An 18,639-nucleotide genomic window follows, 5' to 3' on the forward strand; every position below is an offset into this window, starting at 1 on the left:
TGTTCATTGGAACGTTGCAGTTGGAGGATCACTCAATTTCACCGCATTTTTTTGGTTAACTGGGAATCTGATCATGTTCAACCGGCCAAAAATGGCGGGTGGAGCGGATGCTGCAAAATAAGCATCCAGTAATATGTAAAACTAGATGCCTTGTCTTTCCTTAATCTTTTTCCTATTGATAAAAAAAGAGACAGCCGCCTCGGCCATCCCTTTTCCAAGCAATTATTCGTCGTCTACGATGTTTCCACCATAGAAGGTTACTCTCGTTAGTGGTATCTCCAGTTCACGAGCCATTTTTTTCAACTCGCGCTCTTCTCTTTCCGTTACAATCGAAATAACGGTGCCATCTGCACCCGCGCGGCCTGTTCTTCCAGATCTATGGATATATTGGTCGATGTTATCAGCCATATCAACATGAACGACCGCAGTCAGACCTTTAATATCAAGTCCCCGTGCGGCTACATCCGTTGCCATCAACATCGGTGATTTTCCAGAACGAAGCTTACGTAGCGCTTTCTCACGGTCGACTTTATTGGATTCGCCATGTAGGACGCCCATTTCAACCCCTTTATAGCTAAGCTTTTCATGTAAGACACTTAGTTCTGCAATATCGTTCAGGAAGGCAAGGGCTTTGACATCTTTTAACCTCGTGATTTTTTCAAGAATCTTTGACTTTTCCCGTCTCTCTACAACAAAGTAAAGATGGTCCACTTTTGATTCCATTTTTTCATGCTTATCGACCTTGATCAACTCCGGTTCATTCATGAATCCGCGGGCCGCTTTTTCCGTTTCCTCTGGCAGAGTCGCTGAAAACACCATGATTTGTCGATCTTTAAGCGTTGTTTTGATGATATTATTGATCGTACCCAAATGCTCTGGAATAATCAACTGGTCGCCTTCATCAAGTACGATCGTCTTTACTTCATGCATTTTCAATTTCTTTTGGGCAATCAATTCGTAAATTCGTCCTGGCGTCCCAGCAATGACCTGTGGATGCTTCTTCAGTTTGTCCAGCTGCCTTTTTACATTAGCACCGCCGATGAATGCTGCACCTGTCATGCCGCTCCCCTCTGACCAAATACGAATTTCTTCATTGATTTGCATGACCAGTTCACGGGATGATGCCAAAATCAAAGCTTGTGGTGATTTTTTATCAGGATCTATTTTTTCTAGCAATGGCAGTAAATAAGCTAATGTTTTTCCCGTTCCAGTCGGTGATTCAGCCATGATGTCTTTTCCTTCAACAATCACGGGAATCGCTTTCGTTTGAATCGGTGTAAGTTGTCCAAACCCGGACTTTTTCCAAACCTCTTGGATAAATGGTTTTCTATCGTTCACTAATGCAGGTAATTCGCTCATATCGTTCTCCTTTAATATAAAACTTTTCCTATCTTTCATAGTACCATTTATTCTTGTCCAGTAGCCAACGGAATACGAATTGTAACCGTCGTCCCTTTGTTAATCTCACTTTCAAAATACATCTCCCCATCAAGGCGATGTACGATCTTCCTGCAAATTGCAAGCCCGATCCCTGTGCCCTTTTCCTTCGTGGAATAAAAAGGTTCACCAATCCGTTCAAGGCGCTCGGGTACCATGCCTATGCCATTATCACTAACGCTGACTACAGCGTGATCATCGATGATTTGCAGGGATATACCAATTTTCCCATTATCGACAATCGCTTCAATGCTGTTTTTTACAATATTGATGATGAGTTGTTTAAGTTCAATTGAATCAGCCATAACATAAATCGGCTCGGCGGTTTTAACCCTCAACCCCATCTCGATATTATTCAAATTCGTCTCTGCTTTCATCAGCGTGAAGACCTGTTGTAAACTGTCGGCAAAATCGATCCTTTGGAAAGCCACATCCTGTTTCTTCCCAAGAACCAGCAGTTCACCTGAGATAATATTAATTCGGTCAATTTCCTCCAACATGATTTCAGAATGCAGCGGGTTGACTTCCTTTGTCATATCCATTAGCTGTACGAACCCTTTTAACGATGTCAGCGGATTCCTTATTTCATGTGCGACCGCCGCAGCCAGATGTCCGATTACGGATAGCTTTTCAGACATGATCATCAATTCCTCTTCTCGCCGCGATTCGGTAATATCCCTAACGATTGCATATACTCCAAGCATTTCCGACTGCACGATGATCGGTAAAAAAGTTACACGGATGATCCGCTTGTCTTCATTCTTATTCTGGATGGTCGTTTCAAAATTAGCTGCCTCGCCTTGAAGGGACTGTTTAAAGAAAACAGTTACTATATCCCTTTCGCTCCAGTTGATGAGACGATCGGCACTCCTGCCCTTCAAGTTATCACTTTGGTGACCCAACAGCTTTTCAGCTTCCGGGTTAATCGAAACGACCTTTCCTTCGAGGTTCAATTCAATGACACAATCCGGATTATGTTTGAACAGCGACTTGTACTGTTCATCCTTCAGATTGAATTCCTGTTGGGACCTCAGCATTTTTCCCGTCCAATAGCGGATGATGAAGTATAAGACAATCCCGGTTATGAAAATGAACATCCATCCTTTTGAATGTTGAAACATCGCATAAATTTGTACATCTGCCTTTGCCTGGTTCATCGAGATGTAATCCGTAACAATAATCCATAAGACCCCAATGATTATATATATAATAGCTACTTTACATGCAATTTTATGAGATTGGTTCATGTTTTATCCTTTGTATTGTTTTTGGTTTATTATTCCCAAATCGCTCAAAAAAAGCCCTCATGTTTTACACACAAGGACTCTTTTGATATTGTACCATATATATTGTATTCATTGGTTTATATCTCTTTAAAATACAGCACCATTTTAATTGGATGTTTTACTATCAAGAGAGATTTTTGATGGCTTGATTGAATTCTTCTTCTATTTCTTTAGAAGGTTTCTCGGATAATAAGCTAAAGATCACGACCGCTATTGAACCAGCGATGAAACCAGGAATGATTTCGTATACTTCAGCGAACTTATCGATCATTTCCCAGACGATCACGGTTGCCGTACCGACGATCATACCCGCCAGCGCACCCCATTTCGTCATTCGCTTCCAGTACAGGCTTAGCAGAATGACCGGACCGAAAGCCGCTCCAAAACCAGCCCATGCATAACCCACCAATTTAAGGATCGTACCACTTGGATTAAAAGCTAATAGGAGGGCAATGCCCGCTATTGCTAATACACCAAACCGCCCAACCAGCACTAATTCCTTATCAGATGCATCCGGCCGGATGAACTGCTTGTAGAAATCATCGGTCAGAGCACTTGCAGATACTAACAGCTGGGAAGCAATCGTACTCATGACCGCCGCTAAAATCGCCGCCAGTAAGAAGCCTGTAATTAAAGAAGGAAATAGTTCTTTTGCTAAAATGATGAAGACAGATTCAGCATTTCCCACCCCTAAAGGACTGCTTGTCAGGTTAAAATAAGCAATCCCCACCAGTCCGGTGAACATTGCTCCTACGATAGCAAAAACCATCCAGCCCATACCGATCCGTCGTGCACTTTTCAATTCTTTCACGGAAGAAATCGCCATGAATCGAACGATGATATGAGGCTGTCCGAAATAACCAAGGCCCCATGCCAGAAGTGATATGATGCCAATGGTTGATGTACCTTCAAAAGCATGTAATAAATTCGGGTTAATCGATTTTATTTCATTGAAGGTAGGATCCCAGCCACCAATGTTTACAATAGTGACAACTGGTACTAGAATTAAGGCAATGAACATGATCGTACCTTGTACGAAGTCCGTCCAGCTTACAGCGAGGAAACCACCGAACAATGTATAAAGAATAACAACGCTCGCCGTCAGCCAGATTCCCCATCGGTAATCCATATTAAAAGCGGAGCGGAAAAGCTCCCCGCCTGCTACCATCCCTGAAGAAGTGTAAAAGGTGAAGAAGATTAAGATCACCGATGCTGATACTACTTTTAAAATCCGTGATCCATCTTTAAACCGATTTCCCAAAAAGTCGGGAATCGTAATCGAATTATCGGCCACTTCCGTATATGTCCGAAGACGCGGCGCTACGAATAACCAGTTTAAATAAGAACCAACATACAGGCCGACGACAATCCAGCCGGCACTTAAACCACTTATATACATGGCACCTGGAAGACCCATCAAAAGCCAGCCGCTCATATCGGAAGCACCTGCACTCAATGCAGTTACAGCAGGCCCTAAGTTCCGTCCGCCAAGCATATAATCGGTCAAGTTGGCCGTTTTCCGATAAGCCAAATAACCAATTAACAGCATACCTGCCATGTAAATTCCAATTGATATTATAATTCCATAATCCAAAAATGAATCCTCCTATTATAGGTTAATTTTCATCTAGAAAGCTTATCAGAAAAAAAAACATATGTTAAGAAGTTCTTGCACCTTTCAACCATTTCACTTTCAATATAATTAAGAAAATTCATTTTCTTAGAATAAATTATTAGGAGGAATACGCCATGGAGTCCTATATCAATCAGCCAGATGGAATCTTTCCCTCTGTTTGCTCTCTAGATTGTCCTGATCAATGCGGTTTACTGCTTCACAAAAAAGATGGAAAAATCATTAAAGTTCAAGGAGACCCCGATCACCCAGTAACTAAAGGGAATATTTGCAACAAAGTACGTAACATGACAGCCCGCCTCTATGACCCCAATCGCCTAACGCAACCATTGAAGCGCATCGGAACGAAAGGGGAAGGTAAATTCACCCCAATCAGCTGGGAAGAAGCCATAGACACAATCACTTCCAAATGGAGAGTTTTGATTGAAAAACATGGTCCGGAAAGCATCCTTCCCTACAGCTTTTATGGGAACATGGGGAATCTCAGCGCAGAGGGGATGGATCGCCGTTTTTTCCACAAACTCGGGGCAAGCATGCTTGAGCGTTCCATTTGTAACGCGGCCGGATCAGTCGGATACAGCTATACAATGGGCGGTTCATTCGGCATCGACCCGGAAGAAACGATCCATACAAAACTTTTCATCATGTGGGGCATAAACGCAGTGAGCACAAATATGCATCAAGTTACGCTTGCCCAGCAAGCCCGGAAAAACGGGGCCAAAGTAGTCGTCATTGATGTACATAAAAACCAAACCGGTAAGTGGGCTGATTGGTTCATACCGATTCTTCCCGGTACCGATAGTGCCCTCGCCCTTGGTTTAATGCACATTCTATATGCCGAGAATCTAGTAAACCAACCTTTTCTCGATGAATACACTGTGGGTGCTGATAAACTGCGCGAACATGTCCGGCAATATGATCCTGCGACAGTCTCGGCGATCACTGGCGTTCCAATTGATGACTTATATGAATTAGCGAGGATGTACGGGACCACCACCCCCTCATTCGTTCGAATAGGCAATGGCCTGCAGCACCATGACAATGGCGGAATGGCAATACGTACCATTGCATGCCTGCCAGCACTTACCGGCCAATGGATGATAGAAGGCGGCGGAGCGACCAAAGGGAATTCAGGATACCTGGCGTTTAATACAAATGCCTTGAGACGCCCTGATTTATTGCATAATAAAGCGACTCGGACCATTAATATGAACCAAATCGGTCAAGCCCTTTTGAAAAAGGAAAACCCGATTCGCTCCATGCTTGTATATGGATCCAATCCGGCGCTAGTCGCGCCAAATGCAAATAAGGTGCAGGAAGGACTGATGCGGGATGATTTATTCACAGTCGTCCATGATCTATTCTTAACCGAAACAGCCATGTTTGCCGACCTCGTCCTCCCTGCCACATCATCTTATGAAACCGAGGATTTTTATAATTCATACTGGCACAATTACGTCCAAATACAAAAACCTGTAGTTGAAAAATATGGCGAGTCGAAATCGAATGTTGAATTGTTCAAACTGTTAGCTGCTGGAATGGGCTTTGAGGAACAAGCTTTCAAAGATTCTGAGGAAGATATGATCCGTCAGGCCCTGGATTTCCCTGAAAACACGTATTTAGAAGGCATCACCTATGATACTCTTTCAAGTAATCAATTTGTCAAAGCAAAGATGAGGCCGATGTTCCCAGGCAAACTGCCGACACCAAGCGGAAAGATCGAACTTTATTCGGAACGAATGAAACAGCTTGGGTATGAACCGCTGCCAACATATACGCCAATCATAAAAGATAGTGACCTGCCCTTTTTATTCATTCCGGCACCTAACCACAACTTCTTGAATTCAACCTTTTCCAATAATGCCAAACATATATCGTTGGAAAAGGAACCGAAACTGCATATGAATGCAGCTGATGCCAAAACATTAGGGATAGCCTCTGGTGATATGGTTAGAATCTGGAACGATCGCGGTGAATGTGTGCTCAAAGCTGCTCCTGGTGAAAATGTGTTACCCGGCGTCCTTGTCAGCCAAGGCTTGTGGCAGAAAACACCTGAAACGAAGCAACTTATCAATGCCCTTACCCCAGACCGCCTTTCAGACATGGGTAATGGCGCCGTTTTCTTTTCAGGGCGGGTCGATCTTGAAAAAGTCCACCAATCCATTTAATAAAAGGATCAAAGTTAAGTTATATATCCGCGATTCTGTGATTATATCGACGAATATGTGATTATATCGTCGATTCTCGCTTTATATCGTCGGAATTTGGAGTTTTATCTCCGATTCTGGAGTTTTATCGACGATTCTCGAATTTTATCGACGATTCCACGAAAAAGGCTGTTCCACATGGAACAGCCTTTTTCAACTAGCTATTTACTCTTCATCAAACCAACCTGTTGGCTGGATATCCAAGTTGTTATTGATTTGCTTCACTTCCGTGTAAGCTTCATAACCGAAAGTGCCTAGCTCGCGTCCATTTCCGCTTTGCTTGAACCCGCCCCATGGCGCTTCGTTATAAGTCGGATGGTAAGAGTTTATCCATGTGATGCCGGCACGCACTTTTTTAATGACACGATATGCTTTTGCGATATCGTTCGTGAACACAGCTCCCGCTAAACCATATTTCGTATCATTGGCAAGATGTAGGGCTTCCGCTTCATCCTTGAATTTTTGAACGACAAGCACCGGACCAAAAATTTCCTCCTGTACGATACGCATATCTGGTGTCGTATCGACAAAAATCGTTGGTTCGACAAAGTACCCGTTTTCCAAGCCTTCTCCTTTAATTCGATTCCCACCAACGATTAATTTGGCTCCTTCTTCTTTTCCAATTTGGATATACGATAATATCTTGTTCATATGGACTTCCGAAACGACAGGTCCCATTTGGCTTTTTTCGTCAGAACCTGAACCCACTTTGATCTGTTTCGCCTTCGCAGTCAGACTTGCAATGAACTGATCATAAATGGACTCTTCCAAAAGTAAACGGGAACCGGCTGAACATACTTGTCCTTGGTTACAGAAAATCCCGTATAGAGCATAATCCACGGCAGTCTCAAAGTCAGAGTCCGCAAACACGATATTAGGGGACTTACCTCCAAGTTCCAATGTCACTTTTTTTAGGTTCCCCAGCGAAGCTTCCATGATTTTTCGACCTGTTGCGGTTCCGCCCGTAAAGGCTACTTTATCGATTTCCTCATGCTCGGCAATGGCCTGCCCGACAACTTGTCCCGCTCCTAATACAAGGTTTGCCACACCTTTTGGCAATCCGACCTCTTCCATGATTTCAAACAGTTTGACGGCTGTCACTGGTGTAACCTCTGATGGTTTGAACACAACGGAATTCCCTGCAGCAAGCGCCGGAGCCAGCTTCCAGGCTGACATCAAGATTGGGAAGTTCCATGGAATAATCTGCCCACAAACACCGATTGGTTCCCTGATGACCATCGCTTGCTGACCGTCAGGCACTTCATACGTCTGACCCGTCGGTTTTGTAGCCAATCCTGCATAATATCTAAAACAAGCTGCTGCATCATCGATATCATAACGAGCTTCCCGTAAAGGTTTACCATTATCAGCTGTTTCCAACGCTGCTAATTCTTCTGCTTTTTCTTCCAATTTGTCTGCTATTTTGAATAAAATACGAGCTCGCTCGACTGCCGGAGTTCCCCACCATCCGCCTTCATAGAACGCATATTTAGCTGCCTCGACCGCTGCATCCACATCTTCCCGTGTTCCTTCTGCAGCTGTGGCAATAACTTCTCCCGTGGCCGGATTCAATACATCCCTTTTCTCACCTGAAGTCGAATTCACCCATTCACCATTAATGTACATCTTTAAGTCCAGTGCTCCTGTTCCTTTTTTCCTGTTATTTTGTAACGTTTCCTGCATGTAAATTCCTCCTCGGTTTTAAGTAATCTACCTATATAAAATATAGTTGCAAGATTCATGCCAGTTTGAAATATTAGGTAAATTGCATATTCCTTCCCTTACCCGCCTCATTTAAATTCAATCTTGAATTCCTTATTCATATTTGCATAAGAACCTTTAGCTACCCTTCTCCTCTTTTGCCAGAAAATCTTTTAAAAAAAAGAGATGAGCAGCTGCTCATCTCTTAATTTCTTCACTTCATTAATTTCGATTAATAATGATCAATTTCATTTCGGTCATTTCTTCGATTGCATATTTTAACCCTTCGCGGCCCATCCCGCTTTTTTTGACTCCGCCATATGGCATGTTATCGACGCGGTAAGTTGGGATATCATTAATGATAACACCGCCGACTTCCAATTGTTCTGCTGCTGAAAGCGCCAAATTGATATTAGTCGTGTATATCCCAGCCTGCAAGCCGAATTCGGAATCATTGACCAATTCAATGGCTTCCTCAACGGATGAAACCTTGTTAATCAAAACAATGGGTGCAAACACTTCCTGACAAGATACCTTAAGCATAGCATCCACTTCAAGCAACACAGTAGGGTGCAGGATATTGCCTTCTGATTTGCCTCCTGCTGCAACAATCGCACCGTGTTGCTTAGCTTCATCGATCCAGTCGAGGCTTCGTTGTACATCTCCAGGACTGATTAACGCCGAGATATCTACCGATGGGTCCAGAGAATCCCCGAGCTTCAAGTCCTTCGTTGCTTCTGTGAATTTTTTGACGAATTCATCATATACCTCTTCATGAACATATGCTCGTTGTAAGGAAATACAGACCTGCCCTTGGAAAGCGAATGCTGCCGATACACAGCGCTGGATGATTTTATCGATATCTATTCCTTTATCCACGATGACGGCTGCATTTGAACCTAGTTCAAGACTCACCTTCTTCAATCCAGCCTTATTGCGAATCCCGATTCCTACAGCCGGACTGCCTGTAAATGAAATGCTATTCACGCGTGAATCAGTCACTAATTTATCACCAATTACCGACCCGCTTCCGGTAACTACATTAAACGCACCATCCGGTAAATCCGTCTCGGCTAAAAGCTCCGCAAGAAATAGTGAAGATAGCGGTGTCTGACTCGCAGGTTTCAAAACGATCGTATTTCCGGCAGCAATGGCCGGGCCGACTTTATGGGCAACCAGGTTCATTGGGAAATTAAAAGGCGTTATCGCACCCACCACGCCAATCGGCTCACGAACGGTGTATCCAATCCTTCCTTCCCCGTCGGCTGTAGCATCCATCGTCAATGTTTCCCCATGAATCCTTTTTGCTTCTTCCGCTGCAAATTTATATGTGGCAATCGTCCGGGATACTTCTCCCATTGCCGTTTTAATTGGTTTCGCTGCCTCTTTTGCAATAATTTCAGCAGCCTCGTCTTTGCGGCTTTCCAAAAGACTCGCAAGCTTTTCAAGTATCGCAGCCCGCTTATGACTTGGTAAAGCTGCCATTGCCTTTCTTGCTTGATAGGCTGATGCTATCGCCAACTCGACATCTTCAAGACTTGCCGAAGGAATTTCTGCAAGAACTTCACCGCTATAAGGAGATTTTAGAGTCGTGAACTTTTCAGCTTCTTGCCATTTACCATTAATGAATAATTTCTTTTTTAGCGTTTCCGTCATGACCATCCTTTTCACCTCTTATAAAATTTCTTTTTCAACTGCTGTAAATGTCTCATCAAGGATTTCTATAATTCTTTCAACTTCTGATTTAGTAATGATTAAAGGCGGTGCGAATACAAGTGTATCTTGATCAAACGTAACAGAACGGCAAATCAAACCATTTTTAGCCGCTTCAGCCACAAGTCTTGGGGCTAGTTGAGTTTCAAAGCCTTCCCCTGTTTGTTTATCCTTAACGATGGAGATGCCCCCAATCAGTCCTAGTGCTCTGACGTCCCCAACGATTGGGTGTTTGCTTTGAAGCTTCTTAAAGCCGGCAAGCAACTCTTCACCACGCTTTTTCGAGTTTTCGATAAGATTTTCACGTTCAATTATTTCGATGTTTTTCAAAGCAACCGCACAAGCCATCGGATGACCGCTGTATGTGTAGCCATGTAAAAGCGTGCCTTTTGATAGGGAAATGAAATCCTGATGCATCTTATCATTCAGGACCACACCGCCTAACTGTGCATATCCGCTCGTCACACCTTTTGCAAAGCACATCATATCCGGCACAACACCAAAGTGTTCAATTCCAAAATAAGTCCCTGTTCTTCCGAAACCTGTAATAACTTCATCCGTCACCATTAAAATGCCGTATTCATTACAAAGCTCCCTTACTTCCTTAAAGTAGCCTTCAGGAGGAAGATTCACGCCACCGGCTCCTTGAATCGGTTCAGCGATAAATGCCGCAATCGTTTCTGGTCCTTCCTGTTCAATGACCTTACGCAACTCTTCAATGGATGAACCGTCTACATGATAAAAATCCGGAGCGGTGGAATTCGTGAAGTCACGGAACGGTTTCAGGCCAGTCGCACTTGTAGCTCCCATAGCTACTCCATGATAGGATTTAGAACGGGAAACGATTTTTTGACGATTAGGCTGCCCTTTTAAAATCCAGTAATGACGAGCAAGTTTGATCGCCGTGTCATTCGATTCCGATCCACCTGAAGTGAAGAAAACAGCATTCAAATCCCCAGGAGCGACGGAAGCGATTTTGGCTGCCAAACGGATCGCCGGCTCATTGCTGAAAGTAGCGAAGCTTGAAGTGAAAGCTAACTTCGCCATTTGTTCTTTCGCCACATCAGCCAACTCTTCTTGGCCGTGTCCAATATTCACGTTCCAAAGTGAAGCCATGCCATCAATGACTGTCCTGCCCGTGATGTCCGTAAGATATATTCCCTTACCTTCTTTAAAGATGAAACTTGGACCATCTGCCTGCTGTTGTTCAATTGCCGTAGTCGGATGAATAAAATGCTTTTTATCCAAATCTATTAATTCCTGAATACCTGACTTCTCTTTAATCATGTAAAAAACACCCTTCTTTTGTAATGGATTTTTTATCATTTGCTATTTATATATTTATAGATATTGCAAGATGCATGCCAAAGTATATGAACCTTATATAAAAGGGATTTGAGCTAAATTGATTCATAAACAAATCAAAATGAAATGGTTTTGATTCATATATAAATCATTCGATTCATAAACAAATCGATATATCCCTCATCCTTTTCACTAGATGCTAATATAAGTGATGTTTGTCGTATTTCATCATAATTCTTAGCGGTGTTACATAACCTGACATAAAACGTTGAATTTTCAGAAGATTTGTATTATCATCATGTTATTAATATTTCATTCCATTTTGTGCCGCTTGGTTAATCTAAAATGAAAGAAGTTGATATATATGCAGGTAGGTTTTGAACTTCACCAAAAACAAACCTTGAAATTGTCATTAACCCCTGAATTACAACAGTCGATCAATATCCTTCAATATTCCGCCCATGAACTAATAGATTTCCTACATAGACAGGCTAACGAGAATCCAGTTCTCGAAATAACTAAAATAAACAAAGAACCCCTCGCATCTCTCACTGAATCTAGTATTCGTTCACAAAAAATAAACTCTCAGATACGGTCCTCTAAAATTCGATCCAACGGAAATAATGACTACGACCCGATCAATAATTATTCCGTCAACACAGAAACATTGGAAAACCATCTACTGGAACAAATTAGTATGCTTAGGTCCTTGAAAGCGATTGAAAGGGAGATTCTCCAATTTTTAATCGGAAACTTAAATGAATACGGATTTCTTGTATTGGATGCAAATTGGACCGCTTCGCTTTTTTCCGTGTCCGTGGATGAAATAGAAGATATGATTCAAGTATTGCAATCCCTTGATCCCATTGGAGTAGGTGCTAAAGATCTGACTGATTGTTTACTCATTCAGCTGCGTGAGCATGATATTTACAATGAATTGGCGTGTACGATCGTTCAAAATCACTTAACAGATTTAGCTGAAAAACGCTACAGGAAAATTGCGGGCCTACACAATGTGACCATTCAGGACGTACAAGAGGCCACTGATTTCATCCGTACGTTAAACCCTCGTCCCGTCAGTCATTTTTCCAATGACATGACTCAGTACATCGTTCCGGACGTTTACGTGGAAAAAGATAAAGAAGGATATTTAATAACGATCAACGACAGCTTCACACCCAACCTTTCCATTAATCCTTATTATAAGGATTACGTCGCCATGAAGCCGGGCAATCGAGCTAACGATTACATCAAAGACCACATAAATGATGCTCAACTACTTATTAAAGGACTTGAACAAAGGCAAATGACACTTTACAAAGTGACTGCGACAATCGTTGCGGAGCAACAAGAGTTTTTCATGACAGGGATTGCTGGATTAAAACCTATGACACTGAAAGATATTTCTGAAAAACTACAGCTTCATGAATCTACTATCAGCAGGGCCACGAGCAACAAATACATCCAGACGCCACACGGCCTCTTTAAACTAAAGAACTTCTTTACTAGAGGGTTAAATCGCGTGAACAGCCACGAAACTGAATCAACTACGACCATCAAAGAAAAAATAAAGGTCTTGATTGCTGATGAGGATAAAATAAAGCCTTTTTCAGACCAGAAACTTTGTCAAATATTTGAAAGTGAAGGAACGAAGATTTCCCGTCGTACCATTGCAAAATACCGGGAAGACCTTGGCATTCCAGGCTCCTCAAAACGGCGCAGATTTTAGTTCATATGGCAGCCTCTTTTCATTTTATAAAGGCTCTTTCGAAAGAGCCTTCTATAATACTTCCTTTCATTCCCTTTTTAGAATCCGGATGCCTTCCTTCAAACTTAACAGAGTTTTATTTTTCACCCCATTTATCGTTGAATATAAGTTCATCCATCGCCCTTCTCTTTTCCCAATTGGCTAGTTCAAGAATGGGTTTATCCGGGTATTGATCCGTATATCCAATCGACATAAGTGCAATGGGTTCTACGTGCGGCGGAATATCCAAAATGTCACGAATATCATTTTTCTTATAAAAACTTACCCATCCCATTGCCAACCCTTCCGCATAGGCAGCTAGCCACATATTTTGAATCGCACAGGCGGTGGATAAAATATCCGTTTCCGGAATGGAGTTCCTCCCCAAAACATGGGAGCCACCCCGTGTCGGGTCACATGTTACGCAAATGGTATATGGTGCTTCTTTTAACCCCTCCACTTTCAAACTAAGAAACTTATTCTCTTTACCGCCTTCATAATGAATGGCGAGCGCCCTTCTTTCTTTATCCGCTGCCCATGCCAAACGGTTCTTGGTTTCCTGAGATGAAATCACAATGAAACTCCAAGGTTGCATGAATCCTACAGACGGAGCATGATGTGCAGCATCCAAAATTCTGCGGAGTATATCTTTTGAAATGGGCTTAGGTAAAAAACTCCTTATATCCCTTCTGTTATAAATGGCTTTATATACGGCAGCTTGTTCTTCATTAGTAAACATCGTTTCCCCCCATGCTTCCGACTCCCCGGAAGTTTATCTGAAAATCCAATAAAAAGTGCACAGGTAAACCTCTACAATGTAGATTTACCTTTCAAGATATCCCTGATTCAACTTGTTCCATCTACCACAAGATCCGCTCTTTCTCGGGGCCTTTGCGCGTCCACATAGAGATCTTCATGAACCATCCAATTATCCTCCCACATCTGACGCGCATCTTCACCATCCCGCTCGAGGCCACGTTTCAAACGTAATTCACGAGGACATTCAACCCAAATCGTGAAATTCTCGGCCCCTGCCAATTCTTTACGGATTGAATACGTTCCTTCAATAATGACAAGGCCTTCAGCCGGAACCTTATGCCATTCAGCCATCGTGTCCGTTTCCCAATCATACCGTTGATATCTTGCTTCCTCCCCCAAGGTAAGCGGTTGCAGGATTTGGTTAAAAACCCGCTCCCAATCATAATCTGCACCAATTTCTTTTTGGCAGGGGGGCAGTTGGATCCTTTGCGATGATGGCAAATAAAAGTCGTCCATATGAACAACCGCACTACCCGGACATGCTGCTTGGATACGGGAAGCTAGTGTACTTTTTCCAGACCCACCCCGGCCATCTATGGCCATTATATATGGAGGTCGTGTTTTTGAAATTGCGTGAATTTCGGCTATAAGACTTTGAATCGTATACTGTCCGTTAAGCGTTGGAAAGTTCATGCGCATTCCTCCTATACTACTTATTTCTATTCGTCCTCCCTTGTATTCCTTCCTTGAGAGAAAATATGAACAAAAAAATAAGAAGAAAATGCACCTATTGACTAAAATCCAAGTCCCTCTTCGTGTTTTTCAAAAACTTTCCAAACCGTCGCCATTTAGATCAAGGAATGAAATTCCGATATCGACGCAGCAAAGAAATACCGCTTATGCGCTGCAGGATGCCCAGTCGGATTGGACGAAGACAAAAAGAATGGGCTGATGCTGTTCTACTCATCGAAGGTTCTCCGGAACAGCTAACTTTCGTGCCCCATTGGATACTATAGCCCGGTTGCTAATACGTTTTCTTGTTCTGCCAGCATCACGACTATCTTATCCTGGATGGCCGTGATGCCTTTTTCTTCTACAAAATTATTCAGGATGATGGAAAATATGACTTTTTCCCCTCTTTTGGTCGTCACATAACCTGATAACGAGCTCGTTCCTGAAATGGTCCCTGTTTTCGCGCGAACGTTCCCAGCTGCATCCGTCCCTTTCATCCGCTTTCTTAACGTACCGCCAACCATCCGATCTTCGTTCCCCGCAATCGGCAAAGCATTGGAGTAAGCAGAAAACCAAGGTTTTTCCTGTACGGCATATAGCAGCTTCGTTATTTCATTCGCTGGAATCATATTGACTTGGGAAATGCCCGATCCATCACGCATCTTGATCGTTCGCGTATCGAGCCCCATACCCTTCATCTGATTTCGGGCGACTTTCAATCCATCTTCCCAGCTTCCGTCCCCGTTCGCCTCTTTGCCCATTTCCTTTATCAAAACTTCGGCATGGCTGTTGTTGCTCAATTTCATGAAAGGTATAAGAAGTTGGGAAAGCGGCATGGAGTGGTGTGTGGCGATCAAGTTCGCTTCTACTGGCGTATTCCCTTTTCTCCTGTCTCCTAATACTTTAATTCCTTGTTTCTTCATTGATTTTTCAAATAGGTTCAGTGCATATTCTGTTGGATCTTTCACCGAGATCCACTCTTTGATCTCTCCGGCATGCTCCGGGATGGTTCCGGTCACCGTAACGACATGTGTGTCATGAGACCGATCGACCTCAATTTTCTTTTTGCCGTCTGCCGCTACTGTTTTCGTTTTGTTGATGATCTTCACATAATCCGTCTCCGGTTTCAGCTTCACCGTTGCCACACTTCCAGCCTTATCACCTGGTGTTACCTTCACGATAATGGTTCCGGTATCATAGTCTTCATCCGGGGAAGCGGTTAAGGCAGAAACAGCTGCCCCGTAATATTCCTGTTCATCGCCCCAAACGAGATCTTGCGAATAACGAACATCATCATACCAGGAATCATCGCCGAAAAGATCTCCATGGACGAGCTTAACTTGTTTTCTCTTCAGTGAAGCTGCCAATTCATCAAAATCTTTTTCCAATAATGTGGGATCTCCCTTTCCTTTCAGATACACATTTCCCTGAAGAACATGCCCAACCTGCACTCCCTTCATATATAATTCCGTTTGAAATACATGATCTTCCCCTAATGTTTCCAGTGCAGCTGCAGCAGTCAAAAGCTTAAGGTTAGAAGCAGGACGCAATCGCGTTTGCGAACCTCGTTCATATATCATTTCCCCCGTTTCTGCTGAACGAATGGATATTCCCGTTAGTGCGCCTGACAATGCCGGGGAATTATCCAGAATACGTTGAATTTCCATACCAAGGTTTCCCTCATCATTCGCAGCCTGCATCGATTCTCCATTAAAAAAACAAATCAAAAACAGGAAGAAGATAAAACTTAACTTCCTTTTATATGTCAAAACTATCACTCCTACTCTAAAAACTAACTCCTACTATCTTGTCCATTTTCCATTCTTATAAAAGGAAAAGATTTACTCGAAGTTCCCTATTACACGCACTCAAATAACGATCTGATGATTTAAACGCCGTTCCATAGTTTCATATATCTGTACGATAAACTGGGAACTTTTATGAAAGATGATCCGTATAAGTATAAAGACATAGTAAGGAGTGAACATATGTATTCAAAGATACATCCACCAACGAAGAAGATTTCCAAAGAATCCGTGAAAGTTTGGCGAATGACTGAAGCCATTACCAATCTCATCATCCTCGCCGTCCTTGGCACCCTATTGTTTGTTGATAATTATTTTGAATGGAGAGAATGGATTGGATGGATTTTAAACGGACTTATCTTTTTACTAATTATCCATGCCATCTGGTCCATCTTCATTGAACCAACCTTGTTGCAAAAATATTGGCGTTACGACGTGAACGAAGAATTCATTCAAACAAAACAAGGCTCTTGGAATGAAACCCATGAACTCATTCCGATGACGAAAGTTCAGTCCGTCAAATTGAACCAAGGTCCGTTTTTGCGAAAATATAACCTTTATTCACTTAGTATCGGAACTATGGGGGATTCTCATGACATACCTGCCATCCCAGAGAAAGAAGCGTATGAATTACGAGATAAAATTGCCCATTTCGCAAAAATTAAGGAAGTGGACTAATGATGGAAGAACATGCAAAACGGTTACACCCTTTCATAATCACTTTCGAATTATGGAAATTGCTGAAAGGGAACGTTTTTTTCATAATCATGCTTTATGTACTGAACTTCGGTTCTGAAAAGATATATATGAAGGTACTCCAAATCGGTTTTCTAGTTTATCTGGTTTGGAAAGTCATTTCCATCATTCTTAAATGGTATACCTATAACTATCAAATAAAAGAAGGAACCATATATATTACCTCAGGACTTATCTCGAAATCGTATCGAACGGTCCCGCTTCAAAAAGTCCAGAATGTTCAACAACGTACGACGTTATTCCACAAAATTTTCAGCCTGACTTCTTTAACTTTCGAAACAGGAATGACTGGCGATCAGGGGACTGTCCCTTTCGAAGTGATTTCTCGAAAAGAGGCTGAACGGCTTGAGCGGGTGTATTCGTCAAAACAAGAACTTTTCGATATTGAAGCAGATATTCCAAAAGAGCAAATCGTGGAGAACATGGAATCATTGACTGAAAAAAAGATCCATTTCACCCCAACCAAACAAGATATCCTGAAGGCCTCCATTACATCGCTTAGCTTTCTGGCTCTTATTCCCATTGTGGCTACGATATATAACACACTCGATGATTTTATCAATTTGGAGAATGCCGAAGGGTTCCTTGCCACGTTTTTGGATACGTGGTGGGTCATGACCATCGTCATTACAGCCCTTATATGTGTTGCCGTCGCCTTCGGAATCGTCTCCACATTCGTTAAATATGGAAAATATGAAATTTCTTCCGATCACGAGCGCATATATATCAAGAAAGGTGTACTGGACGAATCCGCTTTTTCGATTCAGAAAGAAAAGGTGCAAGCTGTTGAAATCACCCAATCACTCATTAAAAGAATGCTAGGTTTGGCAGAAGTTAAACTGATAAGTGCAGGAAGTACGGGCGATGAAGAACTTGAAACGAATACGCTCTATCCTTTTTTATCGATTGAACGGGCTTATGGGATGGTAGAAGAGATTTTACCCGCATATAAAGTGGAACGGTCAATGAAGTCGCTATCGAAACAAGCCTTCAAAATCCGCATGCTGCGGCCGAGCTATTTCTGGATTCTTTCGACTGTGGCAATCTATTATTTCAAACCGGCCATGTGGTATGTATCATTGATTTTACTCGTCCTCATTTACACATTGAGAATACTGGATTACACAAATAGCCGTTACTTGTTAAATGATGAGTTCATCCAATTTAAATCCGGGAGTTTGGGAACATCGCTATTCATTACCAAAAGAAGCAAGGTCATTCAAATTGAAGTGGAACGTTCGAAGTTGCAAAAGCTTTTCGGGCTCGCCTCCATCGAAACGATCAACCGCTCCAAGCCTGTGCACCATACAAAGCTTCAAGACGTATCCGTTGAATATGCTGACGAGTTTTACACGTGGTATACAGGCAGGACAATGAATATTCAAATCGAATAATAGGCCACCAATTATGGAAGAGTTGACTAGGGCAGTCAGCTCTTTTTTTCATCTATATCCCCTCTCGCCTACCCGTATAATACCTTTTTTGAAATCCGCACTCCCAAGCACAACTAATTATGGGAATTTTCTAACTTAAAGCTTCAAAAAAGTGAATGCAGACC

13 protein-coding genes are annotated in these 18,639 nt (G+C 42.5%); 4 read left to right on the forward strand and 9 right to left on the reverse strand.

Annotated features, from left to right (window positions below):
- Nucleotides 1-222: 222 nt before the first annotated feature.
- The 3 genes from LQ203_RS19690 to putP all read right to left on the reverse strand — a co-directional run bounded on the left by LQ203_RS19690 (nt 223) and on the right by putP (nt 4,317).
- Nucleotides 223-1,359 carry a DEAD/DEAH box helicase gene (locus LQ203_RS19690; protein WP_230160528.1) on the reverse strand — a complete coding sequence of 379 codons (1,137 nt, stop codon included), beginning with the start codon at nt 1,357-1,359 and terminating at the stop codon, nt 223-225.
- A 47-nt stretch (nt 1,360-1,406) separates the two neighbouring features.
- Nucleotides 1,407-2,684, reverse strand: a complete 1,278-nt coding sequence (locus LQ203_RS19695; RefSeq protein ID WP_230160530.1) for an ATP-binding protein — start codon at nt 2,682-2,684, stop codon at nt 1,407-1,409.
- A 163-nt stretch (nt 2,685-2,847) separates the two neighbouring features.
- A complete protein-coding gene (gene putP / locus LQ203_RS19700) occupies nt 2,848-4,317 on the reverse strand; it encodes a sodium/proline symporter PutP (RefSeq protein WP_230160532.1) in 1,470 nt (489 codons plus the stop codon).
- A 155-nt stretch (nt 4,318-4,472) separates the two neighbouring features.
- Between putP and LQ203_RS19705 the strand changes: the two genes are divergently transcribed.
- The gene (locus LQ203_RS19705) at nt 4,473-6,524 is read left to right on the forward strand and encodes a molybdopterin oxidoreductase family protein (RefSeq protein WP_230160534.1); all 2,052 of its coding nucleotides are present in this window, start codon (nt 4,473-4,475) and stop codon (nt 6,522-6,524) included.
- 204 nt (nt 6,525-6,728) lie between these two features.
- Here the strand turns inward: LQ203_RS19705 and LQ203_RS19710 are convergent, their stop codons facing one another.
- The 3 genes from LQ203_RS19710 to LQ203_RS19720 all read right to left on the reverse strand — a co-directional run bounded on the left by LQ203_RS19710 (nt 6,729) and on the right by LQ203_RS19720 (nt 11,264).
- Entirely contained in the window at nt 6,729-8,246 is a 1,518-nt protein-coding gene (locus LQ203_RS19710; protein ID WP_230160536.1) for an aldehyde dehydrogenase family protein, read from the reverse strand.
- A 240-nt stretch (nt 8,247-8,486) separates the two neighbouring features.
- Nucleotides 8,487-9,920, reverse strand: coding sequence for an aldehyde dehydrogenase family protein (locus tag LQ203_RS19715; protein ID WP_290370621.1), 1,434 nt, complete (start codon nt 9,918-9,920; stop codon nt 8,487-8,489).
- 18 nt (nt 9,921-9,938) lie between these two features.
- The gene (locus LQ203_RS19720) at nt 9,939-11,264 is read right to left on the reverse strand and encodes an aspartate aminotransferase family protein (protein WP_230160540.1); all 1,326 of its coding nucleotides are present in this window, start codon (nt 11,262-11,264) and stop codon (nt 9,939-9,941) included.
- A 382-nt stretch (nt 11,265-11,646) separates the two neighbouring features.
- Between LQ203_RS19720 and rpoN the strand changes: the two genes are divergently transcribed.
- Nucleotides 11,647-13,011: an RNA polymerase factor sigma-54 gene (rpoN, locus tag LQ203_RS19725; RefSeq protein ID WP_230160542.1), complete on the forward strand. Its 1,365-nt coding sequence runs from the start codon at nt 11,647-11,649 to the stop codon at nt 13,009-13,011.
- A gap of 115 nt (nt 13,012-13,126) precedes the next feature.
- On the opposite strand, the gene bluB is transcribed toward rpoN, so the two are convergent.
- From bluB to dacB, 3 genes are all read right to left on the reverse strand, one after another.
- Nucleotides 13,127-13,768, reverse strand: a complete 642-nt coding sequence (bluB, locus tag LQ203_RS19730) for a 5,6-dimethylbenzimidazole synthase (RefSeq protein ID WP_230160544.1) — start codon at nt 13,766-13,768, stop codon at nt 13,127-13,129.
- Between the two features lie 107 nt (nt 13,769-13,875).
- The gene (locus LQ203_RS19735; RefSeq protein WP_230160546.1) at nt 13,876-14,481 is read right to left on the reverse strand and encodes a uridine kinase; all 606 of its coding nucleotides are present in this window, start codon (nt 14,479-14,481) and stop codon (nt 13,876-13,878) included.
- A 317-nt stretch (nt 14,482-14,798) separates the two neighbouring features.
- Complete coding sequence (dacB, locus tag LQ203_RS19740) at nt 14,799-16,298, reverse strand: D-alanyl-D-alanine carboxypeptidase/D-alanyl-D-alanine-endopeptidase (protein WP_230160548.1); 1,500 nt, start codon at nt 16,296-16,298, stop codon at nt 14,799-14,801.
- A 210-nt stretch (nt 16,299-16,508) separates the two neighbouring features.
- Here dacB and LQ203_RS19745 point away from each other — a divergent pair, with 210 nt between their 5' ends.
- Nucleotides 16,509-17,003 (forward strand): PH domain-containing protein, encoded by a 495-nt coding sequence (locus LQ203_RS19745; protein ID WP_230160550.1) that lies wholly within the window; start codon nt 16,509-16,511, stop codon nt 17,001-17,003.
- Nucleotides 17,003-18,475 carry a PH domain-containing protein gene (locus LQ203_RS19750; RefSeq protein WP_230160552.1) on the forward strand — a complete coding sequence of 491 codons (1,473 nt, stop codon included), beginning with the start codon at nt 17,003-17,005 and terminating at the stop codon, nt 18,473-18,475. The genes LQ203_RS19745 and LQ203_RS19750 overlap by 1 nt, the downstream gene beginning before the upstream one ends.
- Nucleotides 18,476-18,639 lie beyond the last annotated feature (164 nt).

Origin of the sequence: Peribacillus sp. Bi96, assembly GCF_918698115.1 — a bacterium.
Lineage (GTDB): Bacteria > Bacillota > Bacilli > Bacillales > DSM-1321 > Peribacillus.

Bases quoted from the DNA above. Each gene is read 5' to 3' on its own strand.
- LQ203_RS19690 (WP_230160528.1), bottom strand. From the start codon at position 1,359: ATGAGCGAATTACCTGCATTAGTGAACGATAGAAAACCATTTATCCAA.
- LQ203_RS19695 (WP_230160530.1), bottom strand. From the start codon at position 2,684: ATGAACCAATCTCATAAAATTGCATGTAAAGTAGCTATTATATATATA.
- LQ203_RS19705 (WP_230160534.1), top strand. From the start codon at position 4,473: ATGGAGTCCTATATCAATCAGCCAGATGGAATCTTTCCCTCTGTTTGC.
- LQ203_RS19710 (WP_230160536.1), bottom strand. From the start codon at position 8,246: ATGCAGGAAACGTTACAAAATAACAGGAAAAAAGGAACAGGAGCACTG.
- LQ203_RS19715 (WP_290370621.1), bottom strand. From the start codon at position 9,920: ATGACGGAAACGCTAAAAAAGAAATTATTCATTAATGGTAAATGGCAA.
- LQ203_RS19720 (WP_230160540.1), bottom strand. From the start codon at position 11,264: ATGATTAAAGAGAAGTCAGGTATTCAGGAATTAATAGATTTGGATAAA.
- rpoN (WP_230160542.1), top strand. From the start codon at position 11,647: ATGCAGGTAGGTTTTGAACTTCACCAAAAACAAACCTTGAAATTGTCA.
- bluB (WP_230160544.1), bottom strand. From the start codon at position 13,768: ATGTTTACTAATGAAGAACAAGCTGCCGTATATAAAGCCATTTATAAC.
- LQ203_RS19735 (WP_230160546.1), bottom strand. From the start codon at position 14,481: ATGAACTTTCCAACGCTTAACGGACAGTATACGATTCAAAGTCTTATA.
- LQ203_RS19745 (WP_230160550.1), top strand. From the start codon at position 16,509: ATGTATTCAAAGATACATCCACCAACGAAGAAGATTTCCAAAGAATCC.
- LQ203_RS19750 (WP_230160552.1), top strand. From the start codon at position 17,003: ATGATGGAAGAACATGCAAAACGGTTACACCCTTTCATAATCACTTTC.